15 protein-coding genes are annotated in these 13,802 nt (G+C 68.0%); 6 read left to right on the top strand and 9 right to left on the bottom strand.

All coding sequences use genetic code 11. The annotated features are described in order from the left end of the window. The first annotated feature begins 9 nt into the window (after positions 1–9). A complete protein-coding gene (locus tag FHR72_RS02765) occupies positions 10–471 on the top strand; it encodes a DUF4174 domain-containing protein (RefSeq protein ID WP_260155726.1) in 462 nt (153 codons plus the stop codon). Positions 472–517: 46 nt separating this feature from the next. Then, positions 518–1,189: a CIA30 family protein gene (locus FHR72_RS02760; protein ID WP_311736027.1), complete on the top strand. Its 672-nt coding sequence runs from the start codon at positions 518–520 to the stop codon at positions 1,187–1,189. Positions 1,190–1,207: 18 nt separating this feature from the next. Here the strand turns inward: FHR72_RS02760 and FHR72_RS02755 are convergent, their stop codons facing one another. The 6 genes from FHR72_RS02755 to FHR72_RS02730 all read right to left on the bottom strand — a co-directional run bounded on the left by FHR72_RS02755 (position 1,208) and on the right by FHR72_RS02730 (position 8,901). Further along, the gene (locus FHR72_RS02755; RefSeq protein WP_183466356.1) at positions 1,208–2,035 is read right to left on the bottom strand and encodes a hypothetical protein; all 828 of its coding nucleotides are present in this window, start codon (positions 2,033–2,035) and stop codon (positions 1,208–1,210) included. A 151-nt stretch (positions 2,036–2,186) separates the two neighbouring features. Next, on the bottom strand, positions 2,187–3,377 hold the full coding sequence (locus FHR72_RS02750) for a cytochrome P450 (RefSeq protein WP_311736026.1): 1,191 nt from the start codon (positions 3,375–3,377) through the stop codon (positions 2,187–2,189). A 4-nt stretch (positions 3,378–3,381) separates the two neighbouring features. Next, on the bottom strand, positions 3,382–4,965 hold the full coding sequence (gene mhpA, locus FHR72_RS02745) for a bifunctional 3-(3-hydroxy-phenyl)propionate/3-hydroxycinnamic acid hydroxylase MhpA (RefSeq protein ID WP_183466355.1): 1,584 nt from the start codon (positions 4,963–4,965) through the stop codon (positions 3,382–3,384). Continuing rightward, on the bottom strand, positions 4,962–6,848 hold the full coding sequence (locus FHR72_RS02740; protein WP_183466354.1) for an acyl-CoA synthetase: 1,887 nt from the start codon (positions 6,846–6,848) through the stop codon (positions 4,962–4,964). The genes mhpA and FHR72_RS02740 overlap by 4 nt, the downstream gene beginning before the upstream one ends. After that, positions 6,845–7,783: a fumarylacetoacetate hydrolase family protein gene (locus tag FHR72_RS02735; RefSeq protein ID WP_183466353.1), complete on the bottom strand. Its 939-nt coding sequence runs from the start codon at positions 7,781–7,783 to the stop codon at positions 6,845–6,847. Before FHR72_RS02735 ends, FHR72_RS02740 begins: the two co-directional genes overlap by 4 nt. After that, positions 7,780–8,901: a VOC family protein gene (locus tag FHR72_RS02730; protein ID WP_183466582.1), complete on the bottom strand. Its 1,122-nt coding sequence runs from the start codon at positions 8,899–8,901 to the stop codon at positions 7,780–7,782. The genes FHR72_RS02735 and FHR72_RS02730 overlap by 4 nt, the downstream gene beginning before the upstream one ends. Before the next feature lie 126 nt (positions 8,902–9,027). Between FHR72_RS02730 and FHR72_RS02725 the strand changes: the two genes are divergently transcribed. Continuing rightward, positions 9,028–9,732, top strand: coding sequence for a TetR/AcrR family transcriptional regulator (locus tag FHR72_RS02725; protein ID WP_183466352.1), 705 nt, complete (start codon positions 9,028–9,030; stop codon positions 9,730–9,732). Positions 9,733–9,811: 79 nt separating this feature from the next. Continuing rightward, a complete protein-coding gene (locus tag FHR72_RS02720) occupies positions 9,812–10,204 on the top strand; it encodes a hypothetical protein (RefSeq protein ID WP_183466351.1) in 393 nt (130 codons plus the stop codon). Between the two features lie 15 nt (positions 10,205–10,219). Here FHR72_RS02720 and FHR72_RS02715 read toward each other — a convergent pair whose 3' ends face one another. The 3 genes from FHR72_RS02715 to FHR72_RS02705 all read right to left on the bottom strand — a co-directional run bounded on the left by FHR72_RS02715 (position 10,220) and on the right by FHR72_RS02705 (position 12,400). Beyond that, positions 10,220–10,639 (bottom strand): DoxX family protein, encoded by a 420-nt coding sequence (locus FHR72_RS02715; protein ID WP_183466350.1) that lies wholly within the window; start codon positions 10,637–10,639, stop codon positions 10,220–10,222. A 48-nt stretch (positions 10,640–10,687) separates the two neighbouring features. Beyond that, complete coding sequence (locus FHR72_RS02710; protein ID WP_183466349.1) at positions 10,688–11,125, bottom strand: MarR family winged helix-turn-helix transcriptional regulator; 438 nt, start codon at positions 11,123–11,125, stop codon at positions 10,688–10,690. A gap of 78 nt (positions 11,126–11,203) precedes the next feature. After that, positions 11,204–12,400 (bottom strand): PucR family transcriptional regulator, encoded by a 1,197-nt coding sequence (locus FHR72_RS02705; protein ID WP_183466348.1) that lies wholly within the window; start codon positions 12,398–12,400, stop codon positions 11,204–11,206. A gap of 114 nt (positions 12,401–12,514) precedes the next feature. Here FHR72_RS02705 and FHR72_RS02700 point away from each other — a divergent pair, with 114 nt between their 5' ends. Both FHR72_RS02700 and FHR72_RS02695 read left to right on the top strand, forming a co-directional pair. Then, positions 12,515–13,426 (top strand): AurF N-oxygenase family protein, encoded by a 912-nt coding sequence (locus FHR72_RS02700; RefSeq protein ID WP_183466347.1) that lies wholly within the window; start codon positions 12,515–12,517, stop codon positions 13,424–13,426. Then, a complete protein-coding gene (locus FHR72_RS02695; protein ID WP_183466346.1) occupies positions 13,423–13,689 on the top strand; it encodes a DUF4873 domain-containing protein in 267 nt (88 codons plus the stop codon). Before FHR72_RS02700 ends, FHR72_RS02695 begins: the two co-directional genes overlap by 4 nt. Positions 13,690–13,802 lie beyond the last annotated feature (113 nt).

Raw genomic sequence — 13,802 nt, 5'->3', positions numbered from 1 at the left:
ATGCCCCTCATGCGCAGCGTCGTGCGGCTGGCGCTTCTCTTCACGGTTCTGGTCACCAGCGCTGTCGCCGTGTCCGCTCCGGCCTTGGCCACCGAACTCGGTGACTATCTGTGGCAACGCCGTCCTCTACTGCTGTTCGCGCCCGCGGACACCGATCCCAGGCTCGTCGAGACGCTGGGCCGCATCGAGGCGGGCGAGTGCGAGTTCGCCGATCGCGACATGGTGACCGGGGTCGTCGTGCGCGAGGGCACCAGCACTCTCGGCGGCGAGATCATCGGAGCCGACGAGGCTCACGAGCTTAGGGCAAAGTACGCCATCGACACGGGAGCCTTCACTGCGCTGCTGATCGGCAAGGATGGAAGCGAGAAGTTCCGCGTGGACGGTGTGCCGGATCTACAGACGATCTATGCCGTGATCGACGGTATGCCCATGCGGGGCAACGAGATCGGATCCTCCCCGAGCGGGTGCTGACCGTTCCGATGCCCACTACGGTGACCTGACGGGAGGATGGCGCGCAGTGCTGGGCGATCGTCGGAACGGGCCACAGCTGGCCGGTGTCGCGGCCGGCTGCTGCTGGGCGCTTCTGGTGGTGTCCTGCGCCGGGCACGCCCCGGGCCGTGACGAGACGACGCCTGCGGCGTCTCGCGCTTCTGCACAGGTCCCCGCAACGGAAGGGGCCGCCGTCGTACTCGTCGACCTCGGCACCGCGGATGCGGTGGCGACCTGGACGACGGTCAACGACCCCGTCATGGGCGGCAGGTCCACCTCGAGGATCACCTTCGACGACGGGCTCGTGTTCTCCGGCGTCCTCTCCCTGGAGAACAACGGCGGGTTCGCCTCGGCCCGTAGTCCGCAAGACCCCGGTCTCGGGCGACGGGCAGCCGGAGCGACGTCGCTTGGTGTGCAGGCGCAGGGCGACGGGAAGACCTACGTGATGAAGGTCGGCGTCGTCGACCAGCCGTGGTCCTACATTCAGCGCTTTCGGACCGAGGCCGGCGTTTCCCGTCGCTACGACCTGCCCCTCGGGTCCTTTGAGCCGGTCGGTATGCGTCTCGACCCGGCACCCGATGCCCCTGCGGTTCTCGACCCGTCGACCATCGACCAGGTGTCGGTCTACATCCTCGACAAACAGCAGGGCCCCTTCCAGATCACCGTCGGTGCGATCGACGCCGTGACGGGGGCTGCCTGAGCGTCCCGAACGGTGGAGTTATCGGGCGGTGAAGAACACCGGGTCATTGAAGACGGCGATCGTCAGTGCCCACAATCCGTCGGCACCCGCCGGCACCGCCACACAGGTGTTCGCTTCCACGACGTCTCCCACGTGCATCTCACCTACGGCGAGCAACGAGTCGGGGATGACGCCGCAGCCCTCGCGGAAGTTGCGGTTCTCGGCATCGCGAAACTCCACCAAGACCTCCACCGACGGGTACACCGGCGTGCCACCGGCATGGGTGTACGCCGCGCGTACAGGCACGATCCAGAACTCCATCCCAGCAGGGGGCGGTGCATTCGACGGGTCGGCGGCCGCCACCTCCGCCCCGGCCTCACGTGGTGTGCCGAGCGTTACCGTCCAGCCGGGATCGGTCACCGTTTCGCCGATGGGCAGAGGGTTCTGGCGGGTTCCCGGCGCAGCATTGACAGTGGGATCGTCACTCGGCCGCGGGTTTTCGGCCGACTGCGCCGGATCAGAGTCGCCGGGGATCGTCGACATCAACCGCGCGGCGCTGATCACCACGCCGACCACCGACACGCCGATTGCGCCGACGCTGGTCGTCTTGGGCCGTCTCGGTAGGCACAGGGCAACAACCCCGAGAACGAGCGCCATTGACAGCAAGACGCCGCTGACCGTCAGTACGAACGGAACACAGGCCACGCCCAGTAGCGCGGTGATCAAAGCGACCAGGCCGAGCGGGTTGCCGCGCTTGGCGGCCGGCTGTTCGGACCACAGCGGATAGCCGTAGTTCGGCGGATAGCCAGGCGGCGGCGGATAGCCGTAATTCGGGGGATAGCCGTTGTTCGGCGGCGGTGTCGTCACGGTGTCCCTCTGTCGAGATGCAGCGGCAGTCGACCCCTACTGTGCCAAGACGCGGCGGGCCGCGGGGGGCTTGCTGTACTTCTGCCCCGAAGACCACGTCATAAGGCCTTCGCGGTGTGACCCGCCGCTGCGTGTGCAGTGGGCACTGTCATCACGTGGGGATGAGCCTCACCGGGAGGTGCTCATGCCGGTGGATGATGTTGTTGACGGCCCACGTCGGCTCGGCGACGATCTCGATGCGGTCGACCCGTTCGACGAGCGCTGTGAGCATTGCGGTGGTCTCCAGCCGTGCCAGGCCCTGCCCGGCGCACGCGTGCGCGCCGCTGCCGAATCCGAGGTGGCGCCCCGCATTGTTGCGGATGTCGAAGGTGTCGGGCTCGTCCCATTCCCGTTCGTCACGGTTGGCAGAGGCGTACATCACCAGCACACGCGCACCGCCGGGCAACTGCATCCCACCGATATCGCTGTCGCCCAACATCTTCCGAGTGAACGCGCGCAGCGGTGACTCGAAACGCACGATCTCGTTGACGGCGTTGGGCATGAGGGTGGGCTCTTGCTTGAGCAGCTGCCACTGTTCGGGATGAGTGGCGAACAGGTACATCCCACTGGAGATCGCGCTGATCGTTGTGTCGATTGACGGGGCGATGTAGTCGATGAGAAGGGCCGGCACCTCCTCGACGGCCACAGTGCCCTCGTCCACGGCGAGGAGCAGCTCGTGCGCCATGCTTCCCGGCAGCACGTTGCGCTCACGCACCACGCGGCGGGCGAAGCTCAGCATCTGCAGACTGCGCGGCACCGCCTGGACGGACTGCCGGTTGGTCGGGCCGAGAATGTCGAACGTGGCCGCAGCCCAGTCGAGGAGATGCGCCCGCTCATCCCGGGGCCAGCCCACCAGGTCGGGCACCACTGATAACGGGAGGGCCGCGGCGAGGTCGGCAACCGCGTCCACGGTGCCCTTGCGCACGGCGTCGTCAACCAGGGACCGGGCCTGCGCGTCGACATCGTCACCCAGGCTGCGCAGAGCCCGCGGCATCAACCTGTGCGCGACGAGCTTGCGCCGCCGATCGTGGTCGGCGCCGTCGCTGTTGAGAGTGGTCCCGCGCGACAGTCGATTCGCCAGCGGATTGGCCGCCACTCCGTGGCCGGATAGAAACATGCCGTCGTCGCGCAGGGTCTGTTTGCACTCGGCATAGCGTGGGAGCGCGTAGAGGCGGTGACGGGCCAGCCACACCACAGAACCCAGCTCGCGCAGGGCGCGGTAGTGCGGGTAAGGGTCCAGAAGTGCTGAGCGAGTGTAGATGTCGGGCCGGTACACCGGTACTGCAGGAGGCCTGCGATGCACCGGATCAGTCTCCTTCCGGTACAGGGACGCCGGTACGCGCCGGTCGATGTTCCGCCAGGTACGGTGGAAGAGCCCGGCACACCGAGGTGACGTCGCGTCCCGCGACCAACACGGTGCGGTCGGGTCTCACCGCCGCCGCTGTGAGGCGACGGCCACCAAGCCAGCGGGCCAGCTCGGACCCCGCTGCCGCGTGCACCGCCTGTGCGCCTCGGGTGGTGACCAACTCCTGCTGCGACGGGCTCAGCGCCACCGTGGTGACCACACCGAATCCGAGGCCCAGCTCGTCGTCGATCCGATTGCCGTTGGGCAGCAGTGCATTAGGGCACAGGTGCCCGCTGATGCCCCGCGTCTGCAGCTTCCGCCGGACAAGCGGTGAGGACCGCAGCGGCGGGGTTCGGGAGTCGGTGACTTTCGCCCGCAGTCCCGGCATCCTGCGCAAGCGCGGCAGCAGCAGGGACCGCACCGCCGCGCCTAGGCGGCCACCTGCGGTCATGGCCCGACCGACGGTCAGCCCCAGCGAGATCATGTGGCGTGCGTGCGGGCGGCGCTCGACTTCGTAGCTGTCCAGCGTTCCAGGCGGCAGATCGCCGCGGTGCACGCCGGCGATCTTCCAGGCCAGGTTCATCGCGTCACGCAACCCGGCGCCCAAACCCTGTCCGATGAACGGCGGGGTCAGGTGCGCCGCGTCCCCGAGCAGGAAGACGTTGCCCTGGCGCCACCGGTCAGCAAGCTGGGCCCGGAAGGTGTACTCGGCGACTCGGACCACCTGCAGATCGGTGTCGGCGACGTGATTCGTCCACGGCGCGATCAGCGGGCGCAGCGCAGCCAAATCGGCGTAGTCGGAGGCTGATTCGTGGTCGAGGAGGCGGAACTCCCATCGATAACGGGTAGGTCCGATCCGCATGTACGTGCCTGCACGGCGGTCGTCGCAGACCTGGTGCACGCCTTCCCACTGGTGCAGGTCGGCGTCGGTGGCGATGTCGACCACCAGCCAGCGTTGATCGAATTTTAGGTTCCGCATCGAGGCACCGACCGCGGTGCGCACCATGCTGTTGGCGCCGTCGCAGCCGAGCACGAAGTCAGCGGTGATCACCGACTCCCGGTCACTTCCGCGGTCGCGGATCCGCAGACGCAGCGGGGCGGCTCCCTCCGGTGGGGACACGTCGAGCACCTCGACATCGCCACGGAATTCGGCGCATGCGTACCGGGTCAGGTTGGACCGCAACAGCTCCTCGAGACGCGGTTGGTCGAACATGCTCGCCGACGGAAACCCGTTGCGCGTCAGAGCTTTATCGCGGTCGAACTGCGCCAGCACCGACATGTCGCGGTCGACGAGCCGCAGTCCGCGGGTCGGGCGGGAGATGGCGGCGAACTCGGTCGCCACGCCGAGCCGGGCCAGGATGCGGTACACCTCGTCGTCGAGGTGGACCGCACGCGGTTGCGGATACACCTGCGGCCACCGGTCCAGCACCAGGGTCTCGACGCCGTACTGCGCCAGCAGGGTCGCGGCCGTGATCCCGGTGGGTCCGCCTCCGACGACGGCGACCGTGACGTGCTGGGCCGGTGCGTCGTTCGTCGTCTTCGTCATTGCCGGCGGATCTCGTAGTTCACCGCGAACGACTTCACGATTCGTTCGACGGCAGAGCGGTCGGCGGACGAATCGAGGGTGACGACGACGACAGGCACTCCGGCATCGACGTGGCCGGCGATCTCCGTCAGGCCGGGTTGGCCGGCGAGCGCATCGGTCAGCGCGTGTTGGGCGGCGGTGGCCCGCAACGGCACCTTGTACGGCTTACCGACATCGGTCACAGGTATCGCATCGATGATGTTCACCGCCTTGGGGGCCGCGGCGCGTTCACTGATCCGCTGACCGGCGAAGGCGGTCAGTTCCTCACCGGTGACGGTCGCACCGGGCTGCACCGTGACGAATCCGACGGGTACCTCGCCCGAATGCACATCGGGACGCGCCACCGCTGCGGCCGCGGTCACGTCGGGATGGTTGAGCAGCACGTCCTCGATCAGAGCGGGGTCGATGTTGTGGCCCCCGCGGATGATGAGGTCTTTGGCGCGCCCCGCGAGGTAGACGAAGCCCTCGTCGTCCACGGATGCCAGGTCACCGGTGTCGAGCCAGCCGTCGCGCAGGTCTCCGCGACCGTCGAGTACGTACCCGTCTTCGGTGCGCGCGGTGACATAGCCGGGAAAAACGTTGGGGCCGCTGAGGACCAGCGCTCCGACCTGCCCGGCCGGCAGCTCGCGCCACGCGCCGTCGTCACCCATCTCGACCGCTCTGGCCTCCTGGTAAGGCATCCGTTGGCCGACCGAGCGGGGCCTCGGATGGCCTGCGAAGCTGCGCGCGCTGGCACAGGTGGCCTCGGTCAGCCCGTACCCCTCGACCAGCGCCACTCCGGTGGCGTTGCGAAAGTTCTCACGCACGGTCTCCGGCAGTGCCGAAGCACCCGATACAGCGGAGCTGAGGCTGGAGATGTCGGCATCGACGGGGATCTGGGCAAGCACCGCGTAGACGGTCGGCACGGCACTCATCGCGGCCAGTCGGTAATGCTCCACGATGCGCCAGAAGTTCTGATACAGGCCCATATCGCGGTATCCCTGGGGACCGGCCCACACCACGGGCTGCCCGCGCAGCAGTGGGGCCAGCACGGTGACGATCAAGGCATTGACGTGGAAGAGCGGAAGAGCGGCGAACACCACGGCGTCCTCGGCGAGGTCCGCGCTGACGGCGACCATCCAGGCGTCGGCGACCTCATTGCGGTGGGTGTGCGCGGCCAGTTTCGGGGTGCCGGTGGTGCCACCGGTGTGGAACAGCGCGGCCAGGGCCGCTGACTCTGCTCGCCCACCGTCGAGTGGATGGGCGTCGTGCTCTGCGGCCAGTGCCGACAGATAGGCCACCGTGACGCCGGGCAGCACCGGCACGGCACCGGGCGCCCCGTCCGCCAGCGTGGGGCGCAGCAGCACCACGGTGTCGATGAGGCCCTGCTCGGCGAGGCCGGCGGCGCGTTCCAGGCCGACGGGGTCGAGCTCCGGTGCGGCAGTGATCAACACGCGCGCGCCGGAAAGCCTGGCCAGCTCGGCGACGTGCTCGCCGGACAGGGATCCGTTGATCGGCACCGCGATGCCGGCGGCCTGAGCGGCCAGGGTGGCCGTGATCAGCTCGTCGCAGTTGGGGCTGATCAGCAGCACTGCATCCCGTCGACCGATACCGCAGCGGGCCAGAGCTTTCGCGGCGCGCGTCACGTCGGCGGCGAGTTCACCGAAGGATCGGCGCGCGCTGCGCTCATCGCCGGTTCCGTCGGGCAGGACGGTGACCGCGGTGCGGTCGGGCCACAGCCGGCCGGCGCGCAGGACGACGTCGTAGGTGCAGGCGGGCAGTCCGCGACGGTCCAGGGGAACCCGTTCGATGGCATCGATGTCGCTCGGCGCCTGCGCGGTGGGCCAGAGCATGTCGGCGGTCATGTGTGTCGCACCGTCAGCCGCTGTGCACCCAGGTCGAGGGTGCCGTCGTCGGTGGCGACGGAGGCCTCGATCACATCGCCGTGCTGAAGGTATTTCGGGTTCTTGGCCTGTCGGGCGAAGAACGCCTTCCACTTGACGGCCGAGGGCAGCAGGTTGCCGATCATCTCGATGGGTTTGGGAGGGGCGGTCAACGCGGTTCCTGCCGGGGTCCCGGTGAGGATGAGGTCACCGGCGGCCAGCTCTTGGAAGCGGGTCAGCGCCTGCAGCGCCTGCAGGGGTCGATACAGCATGTCGCCGTCGACGAGGGCGTTCTGCCGTTCGTCGCCACTGACGCTCAGTCTCAACCGCAGGTCGCCGAAGCGGGCAAGTTCGCCGGCGTCGACGAGGAGCAGCGCCGGGCCCACCGGGGTGAAGGTCGGATAGGACTTGGCTTCGTAGAACTGCGTCTGGGGCAGTTGGATGTCGCGAGCGGACACGTCGTTGGTGATGGTGAGCCCCGCGATGTAGTCGGCAAGATCGGCATCGGTGATCCTGGTGCCCACCGGGATGTCCCGCCCGATGACGAGTCCGATCTCGATCTCGTAGTCCAGCAGGCCCACGTGCGCAGGGCGCACGATGTCCTCGAAGGGACCGCTGATGGACGCCGAGGATTTGCGAAAGAAGGTCAGTGGCACCGTCTTCGGATTCATCCCGGAATCGCGGACATGTGATTCGAAATTCGTCATCTGGGCGACCACGCGGCACGGGGCGGTGACCGGCGAGAGCAGGTGCAGTTCGTCCACCGCAACAGTGCCGCCGGCGGCCGCCGCCGTGGCGATGGCTGCCCTGTCGGCCAGCAGTTCGGCGGTGGTGGCCGCGGAGGTGTCGATCCGGGCGGCGCCGGTGGGCGTGTGCACCCACCAGCCGTCCGCGGTACGCAGTACGGAAGTGGTCATGAGGTCGCAACTTTCAGTAGGCCGATGAGACGGTGCAGGTCGAATTCGTTGTCGCCGCGCAGCGCGGTGAGCATCGAGGCCACCTGGTGCCGCGCCGCGCGCGGGCCGGCGTCGAGGAAGTCCTTGCTCGCCGGTGGTCCCCATTGCGCCAGGCCCGAGGCGGTGAACGGGGCCCAGCCGGGTTCGAGGGTGTTGTCGAACATGTCACCGTCGGCGAAGTGCTCGACCAGGAAGCCGTCGGGATCGCGCCAATAGTCGAACAGTTGGCTGCCCTGGATGTGGCGGCCGATTCCCCACGATCGGAAATAGCCTCGCTCACTGAGGAACTCGCCGCCGGCGGCCAACGCATCGAGGTCGCTGACCTCGTAGGCCGAGTGGACGTAGCGATTGGCCGGCCCGAGGGCCAGGGCGAGGGTGTGGTGGTCGGCGGGGGTGGTGCCGCGATCGCAGCGGATGAAACTCATCGCAGGTCCGCGGTCGCGCTGCCCGGGGAAGAACAGGAAGTCGCTGACGATCATCCCGAAGGTGTCCAGATACCAGTTCAGCGTGCGCAGGTACGAGGTGGACTGCAGCACCACATGGCCCAGCCGCTGCACGCGCGCGGGTACCCGTGGGGGCCGGACCGTGGCGTTGAGCCGGGCGTCGCTGACGCCCGTGTTGCGGATCTGCGTCGGCTGCGCAGGTAGGGCGGGCAGGGTGTGCAGACCGGCGACGACCTTTACCGGCATGCCGCTGGGGTCGGTCAGGTGCACCGCCATTCCGCCCAGCTGCTCGGGAAGCGGTTGCAGCCGAGCGCCCGTCTTGTCGGCCAGGCGGAGAAGGTCGACCTCGTCGGCCGCACGCAATGCGAGACCCGCGAAGCGGGTGCGCTCACCCCGCCGGATGATCACGCAGGGCGGCCCGGCCTTCGTCCCGCGGAGGTGCAACTCGTGCGGATCGCGCACAGCGATGCCGAAACCGAAGGCCCGGGCGAACGCCTCAGCTCGGACGAGGTCGGGCTTGTCGAACTCCAGCCATGCGATGTCCTCCACACGTATGACCGGACCCCGCGCGCGGCCGGAGTGTTCACCGGATAACGCGCCACGTTCGCTGTGCATATTGCGGTGCCCGTCGGACATGGTCGCGGCCTTCACCATCATCTGCCCCTTTTCCCGTAGTTGAGGAAATCGTCACATACGACTTATTCGTCAGTCAACCGTAGTTGACGAAATCCTCATTAATGAGGGGACTGGTATCTTCGGTCCATGGCCGGGCCCGAGCGCACCCCCGAAGCGCCTGACGCTGCGGTGAACCGCGTACAGCGTCGCAAGCTGCGCACCCGCAGCGCCCTGATCCGCGCGGCCCAGCGCTTCATCGCCGAGGGCAAGCTGAACGCACCGATCCTGGACATCACCCAGGCGGCCGACGTCGGAATGGGGTCCTTTTACAACCACTTCGGCAGCAAGGAAGAGCTGTTCGATGCCGCCGTGGCCGACGCTCTCGACAACCTCGGCGCCCTACTCGACGGTTTCACCGGGGGAATGTCGGACCCCGCCGAGGCTTTCGCGGCGAGCTTCCGCGTAACTGGTCGACTCTTGCGCTACCGCCCCGACGAAGCTGCGCTTCTGCTCGCCAACGGCGGTTCGCTGATCCTGTCCGACCGCGGGCTGTCGCCGAGGGCGCTGCGCGACATCGCGGCGGCGATCGAATGCGGCCGTTTCACCATCGACGATGCCGAACTCGGCCTCGCCATGGCCGGCGGCATGCTCGTCGGTCTCACCACGCTTCTGCGCGAACGGCCCGAGCGCGACACGGACGCCACCGTCGACGAGGTGACGGAGAAATTGCTGCGCGCCCTGGGTATGACATCGGCGCAAGCCAAAGCGGTGTGCCGCAAGCAGCTCCCCGACATGTCCGCACTGCACGACTCTCCCGCCGACTGGCCGACCCCCCTGGCGCCTGACGCGTGATCTCCCCGCGTTCTCGACGGCGCGGCGGAGTTCGCCATTATTGGGATCGGTAGCGATTCGGCGCTGTGTACTCGACACCATGATCACTCATACGTCGAAGCGCTCCATCGCCGGAGCTTTGATAGCCGCCGCCCTTGCTGGCGCCGGGATGGGAACGGCCGCCGGTACGGCCGAGGCGCAGACCCCTCCGGGCGGTCCCTACACCTGGTGCCCCGGCGATCCGCCGGTCGAGACCGGGAATAAGAGAGTCAATCCGGTGCGCTGGGATGAAGGCATCTGCCACGAGTACTGGTTCGTCTATCACGGGCAGGGCAACGTCGCGCTGAACATCTGGGACGGACCGAATCCGCCGGGACCTCCCCCGGGCCAGGGCGTCGGTGCGCCGCCACCGCCGTTGCCGCCGGGTTGGTGCTGGTCGTTGTTCCTGGCAGGGCCGTGCCCGCCGGGAGTCCCGGGACCCCGGCTGGGCTAGGCGCCAGGACAGAGGTCAGCGCTTCGAGCGCGGGATGCCCGTGGCCCACAGCGCCCAGGCGATGAGCACCGGTTGGAATAGGAGCCGGACAAAACGCTTGGTGTCGCTGTCGAGCCCGAATCCGTCGGCGTGGTTGAGGAACTGCGCGATGTTGCCGGGGAAGATCAGGATGAAGAACGCCGCGAGGAGCCGCCCCACGAGGACGCGGTCCCGGTTCAGGAGGGCCAGACCGACACCCAGCGTGATCTCGACACCGCCCGAGGCCATGACGACGCCGTCGGCATCCATGGGAACCCACTGAGGTACCTGCGCCTGGAATTCCTCACGAGCCCAGAACAAGTGGCTGAATCCGGCGAAGATCATCGCGCCCGCCAGCACCAGTCGGCCGACGGTACGGGCGCGGGTGGTCGGTGGCGGCGCAGGAAGTTCGGACATGAGTCAGCCTTTCGTCGCAGTCGGGTGGTGCGGTGAGGTGGTGAGAAGCTAGGTGGCGCTTCGGCCGTGCAACTCGGCGGTGATCAGATGGAGGGCATCGCGCAGTGCGGCAAGCTCCTCCCCCGCCCCGTCATTCGTGCCGAGGAGCCGATCGGGAATGCACGCTGCCCGATCCTCGAGTGCCCGGCCCTGGGGCGTGAGCGTGATGTCGACACGCCGCTCGTCGTCCTCGCTTCGACGCCGCCGGACGAGGCCGGCCGATTCGAGACGTTTGAGCAGGGGCGACAGCGTGCCCGAGTCCAGATGCAGCCGGTCTCCGAGATGCCCCACCGAGCACGGCTCGTCCTCCCACAACACCAGCAGCACAAGGTATTGCGGGTAGGTCAGGCCGAGTTCCTCCAGCAGCGGCCGGTACGCGGCGGTGACAGCCCGCGACGCCGAGTAGAGCGCGAAGCAGAGTTGCTCGTCGAGTCGGGGACCGGGCATACGCAAACCATATCGCACGCCGTTTAATTGCGCACAATCAAAGTCGCGGCGATTTGAGAGCTCCGGCGCGCCCCGTGGTCAGTTGTTCACGGCCAGCGCGACCGTCAGCTCGGCGATGACCCGCGGATCACGCAGCCGGTCGCCGTAGGCCTCGCGCAACTGGCGCAACCGGTATCGGATCGTCGACGGGGACACGAACAGGTCGGCGGCCACATTGTCGCGGCGACCGTGGTGCAGCAGCCACGACCGCAGCGTCTCGACGAGACGGTCCCGTGACGCTTCGGGGACATCCGCCAACGGCGCGAGGACGCGCGCACGCAGATCGGCAAGTGCGTCGGCGTCGGCGCGCAGGATCAGTTCCGGAAGGAGCTCCTCGGTATCCAGCACATCTGCGGCCTCCGGCGGCTGCAGAGCAACGGCGCGCATCACCCGCCGGATCGAGGATTGCGCGTCCTTCCACCCGCGCGCGGGTCCGACGACAGCCCCCGTGCCGGCGACCGAGGCCAGGAACGGCGGCCGCGCCGCCCCTCCGACGTCGCAGACCAGGACGACGCGCACGCCGATGTGCGAGTCGATGGCGTCGTGGGGAACGTGCAGCGTGCGGGGATCGGTCGTCACGGCCGCGGCGCCGCGCTGCCGCCCGCTGGGGATGGCAACGGCGGTCACGGTCCGCGGCACTGCCCACGACGCGTATTCGGCGGCCAGTTCGAGTTCCTCGGAGGTCGCGTCGCTCAACAACATTCGGACCAGTCGTTCGCGTTGCCGCTCGCGGTCCCGACCCGATCTCGACTGCTCGTCGGCGTGTCCCGCGACGCCGGCCGCCGAGATCAGGTCGAGGTAGGCGAAGAACATCTCGGCAAAGGCGCTGATCTGGTCGCGGTCCACGCCGTCGTGCGCGGCCAGAGCGCTCCAATCGCGCCACAGTTCGCGGGCGCCCACCCGGTAGGCGGCCAGCTGCACTTCGGGGGGTCTGCCGTTGCGGGCCTCGCGGCGGCCGAACCGGTAGGCGGTGTCGAGCACCTCCTGTATCGGCCCCGACGCGTGCAGGTCGGTGGACGGACGGAGCCCGTCGATCAGCGAACTCAACAGCTGGCCGGCCGACGCGTCGATGACCGGCCGCCAGGACTCCTGGGCGGCCTGGGCCAGCGGCGGAACCTCGGCGATGACGGCGTGCACCATCCGGTCGATCAGCGCCGGAAGCCCGGCTCGCATCGCTTCGAGGGTGCCCGCAGGCAGCTCGACGATCCTCGCGGTGTGGCTTCGGGGTTCCGGCATACCGGCGATGGTAGGTCCACAGGGCCGCAGACTGACCGCAGAGGTCAATCAGTGTCGCCATTTTTAGCCCGTCGGGGTGAGAAATTGCCCCTAGCGGTCACGAACACTGAGGGGGTGACCACAACGTCTGCGCCCCTCACAAGCGCCCGTGATCGAGAAGACTTCGCAGTCCGACTGCTCAAAGGGTCTGCCAAGAAGTCCTACGAACCCGTTGTCGACATCGACTGGGATGCCCCGCTGGCGGACGATAAGTACTTCCTGCCGCCACAGATGTCCTCGCTGTACGGGACACCTCTGTGGGAGCAGATGAGCCCGCAGCAGCGCATCGACCTGTCCCGCCACGAGCTCGCCAACTACCTGTCGATGGGCATCTGGTTCGAGAACATGCTCAACCAGTCCCTGCTGCGCGGCATGATCCACTCCTCACCCACCTCGGACAGCACTTTCTACGAACTGACGGAACTGGGTGACGAAGCCCGGCATATGTTGATGTTCGGCAAGGCGATCCGGCGCATCGGCGTCGAGCCCTTCTGGCCGACGGGGCGCCACGCGCGCTCGGTCAATGCGATGCCGTTCCTCTTCCGCGGATCGATGCTATGGATCGCCGCGCTCGTCGGTGAGGAGATCTTCGACGCCCTGCAACGCAGGATCCTGGACGACGGTCAGGATGTGCAGCCGTTGGTCCATCGGCTGATGCGCATCCACGTGACGGAGGAGGCGCGCCACATCCAGTTCGCGCGGGACGGGATCCGTCGCGACGTCGCCGCACTCCCGGCCCGTACCCGGTGGATCGTCTCCAACCTGCACGGGCTCGGCGCGTCGCTGTACCTGAAGAACTTCACCCGCCGCGGGCTCTATCAGCGGGTCGGCCTCGACGCCGCCGAAGCGCAGCGACAGGCATTGGCCAACCGGCACTTTCACGACATGCAGAAGCTCGGTTTCGCATCGCTGGCGCAGTTCCTGGACGAGGCCGGGTTGATGGGCCCCCTGGCACGCCGGATGTGGAAACGGAACCACTTCCTGTGAGCGTCTACACCGGTTCGGCCAGTCTGATCGTCGACGACGCCCGGCACGCGGTACGGGTACACCTCAAGGGGGCGGTCAATCCCTTTGACGGTCACTACCATTGGCAGGGCACGGTCTACGCCGCACCGGGTCATGTGACACCGGCCGGCGCGCCGGTGCGGTTGTGCGTGGACGACCACGACGCGGTGGGCCGCCTCGTCGAGCGAACCGTCGACGGTCACCTGATGATCAGCGGGACCGGGCGCCCACCGTTTCCGTTGTGAGGGCCGTGGTGTGGGGGCTCGTGGCACCCGGCACGGATGTCCTGACCAGCCCGAGGCGGTGCTGCTCGTAGCTCGAACGCTGCTGTGAGACTGAGGCTTCCAGCTGGGAGAGA

The organism is Mycolicibacterium iranicum (assembly GCF_014190915.1).
In the GTDB taxonomy this organism is placed as follows: Bacteria; Actinomycetota; Actinomycetes; order Mycobacteriales; family Mycobacteriaceae; genus Mycobacterium; species Mycobacterium iranicum_B.
The sequence above is the reverse complement of the archived record's forward strand: the minus strand, read 5'-3'. Positions and strand labels throughout refer to the sequence as shown.

Excerpts from the sequence above, each read along its gene's own strand:
- FHR72_RS02735 (WP_183466353.1), bottom strand. The coding sequence starts at position 7,783 with ATGACCACTTCCGTACTGCGTACCGCGGACGGCTGGTGGGTGCACACG.
- FHR72_RS02720 (WP_183466351.1), top strand. The coding sequence starts at position 9,812 with ATGATCACTCATACGTCGAAGCGCTCCATCGCCGGAGCTTTGATAGCC.
- FHR72_RS02740 (WP_183466354.1), bottom strand. The coding sequence starts at position 6,848 with ATGACCGCCGACATGCTCTGGCCCACCGCGCAGGCGCCGAGCGACATC.
- FHR72_RS02705 (WP_183466348.1), bottom strand. The coding sequence starts at position 12,400 with ATGCCGGAACCCCGAAGCCACACCGCGAGGATCGTCGAGCTGCCTGCG.
- FHR72_RS02710 (WP_183466349.1), bottom strand. The coding sequence starts at position 11,125 with ATGCCCGGTCCCCGACTCGACGAGCAACTCTGCTTCGCGCTCTACTCG.
- FHR72_RS02730 (WP_183466582.1), bottom strand. The coding sequence starts at position 8,901 with ATGTCCGACGGGCACCGCAATATGCACAGCGAACGTGGCGCGTTATCC.
- FHR72_RS02765 (WP_260155726.1), top strand. The coding sequence starts at position 10 with ATGCGCAGCGTCGTGCGGCTGGCGCTTCTCTTCACGGTTCTGGTCACC.
- mhpA (WP_183466355.1), bottom strand. The coding sequence starts at position 4,965 with ATGACGAAGACGACGAACGACGCACCGGCCCAGCACGTCACGGTCGCC.
- FHR72_RS02715 (WP_183466350.1), bottom strand. The coding sequence starts at position 10,639 with ATGTCCGAACTTCCTGCGCCGCCACCGACCACCCGCGCCCGTACCGTC.
- FHR72_RS02725 (WP_183466352.1), top strand. The coding sequence starts at position 9,028 with ATGGCCGGGCCCGAGCGCACCCCCGAAGCGCCTGACGCTGCGGTGAAC.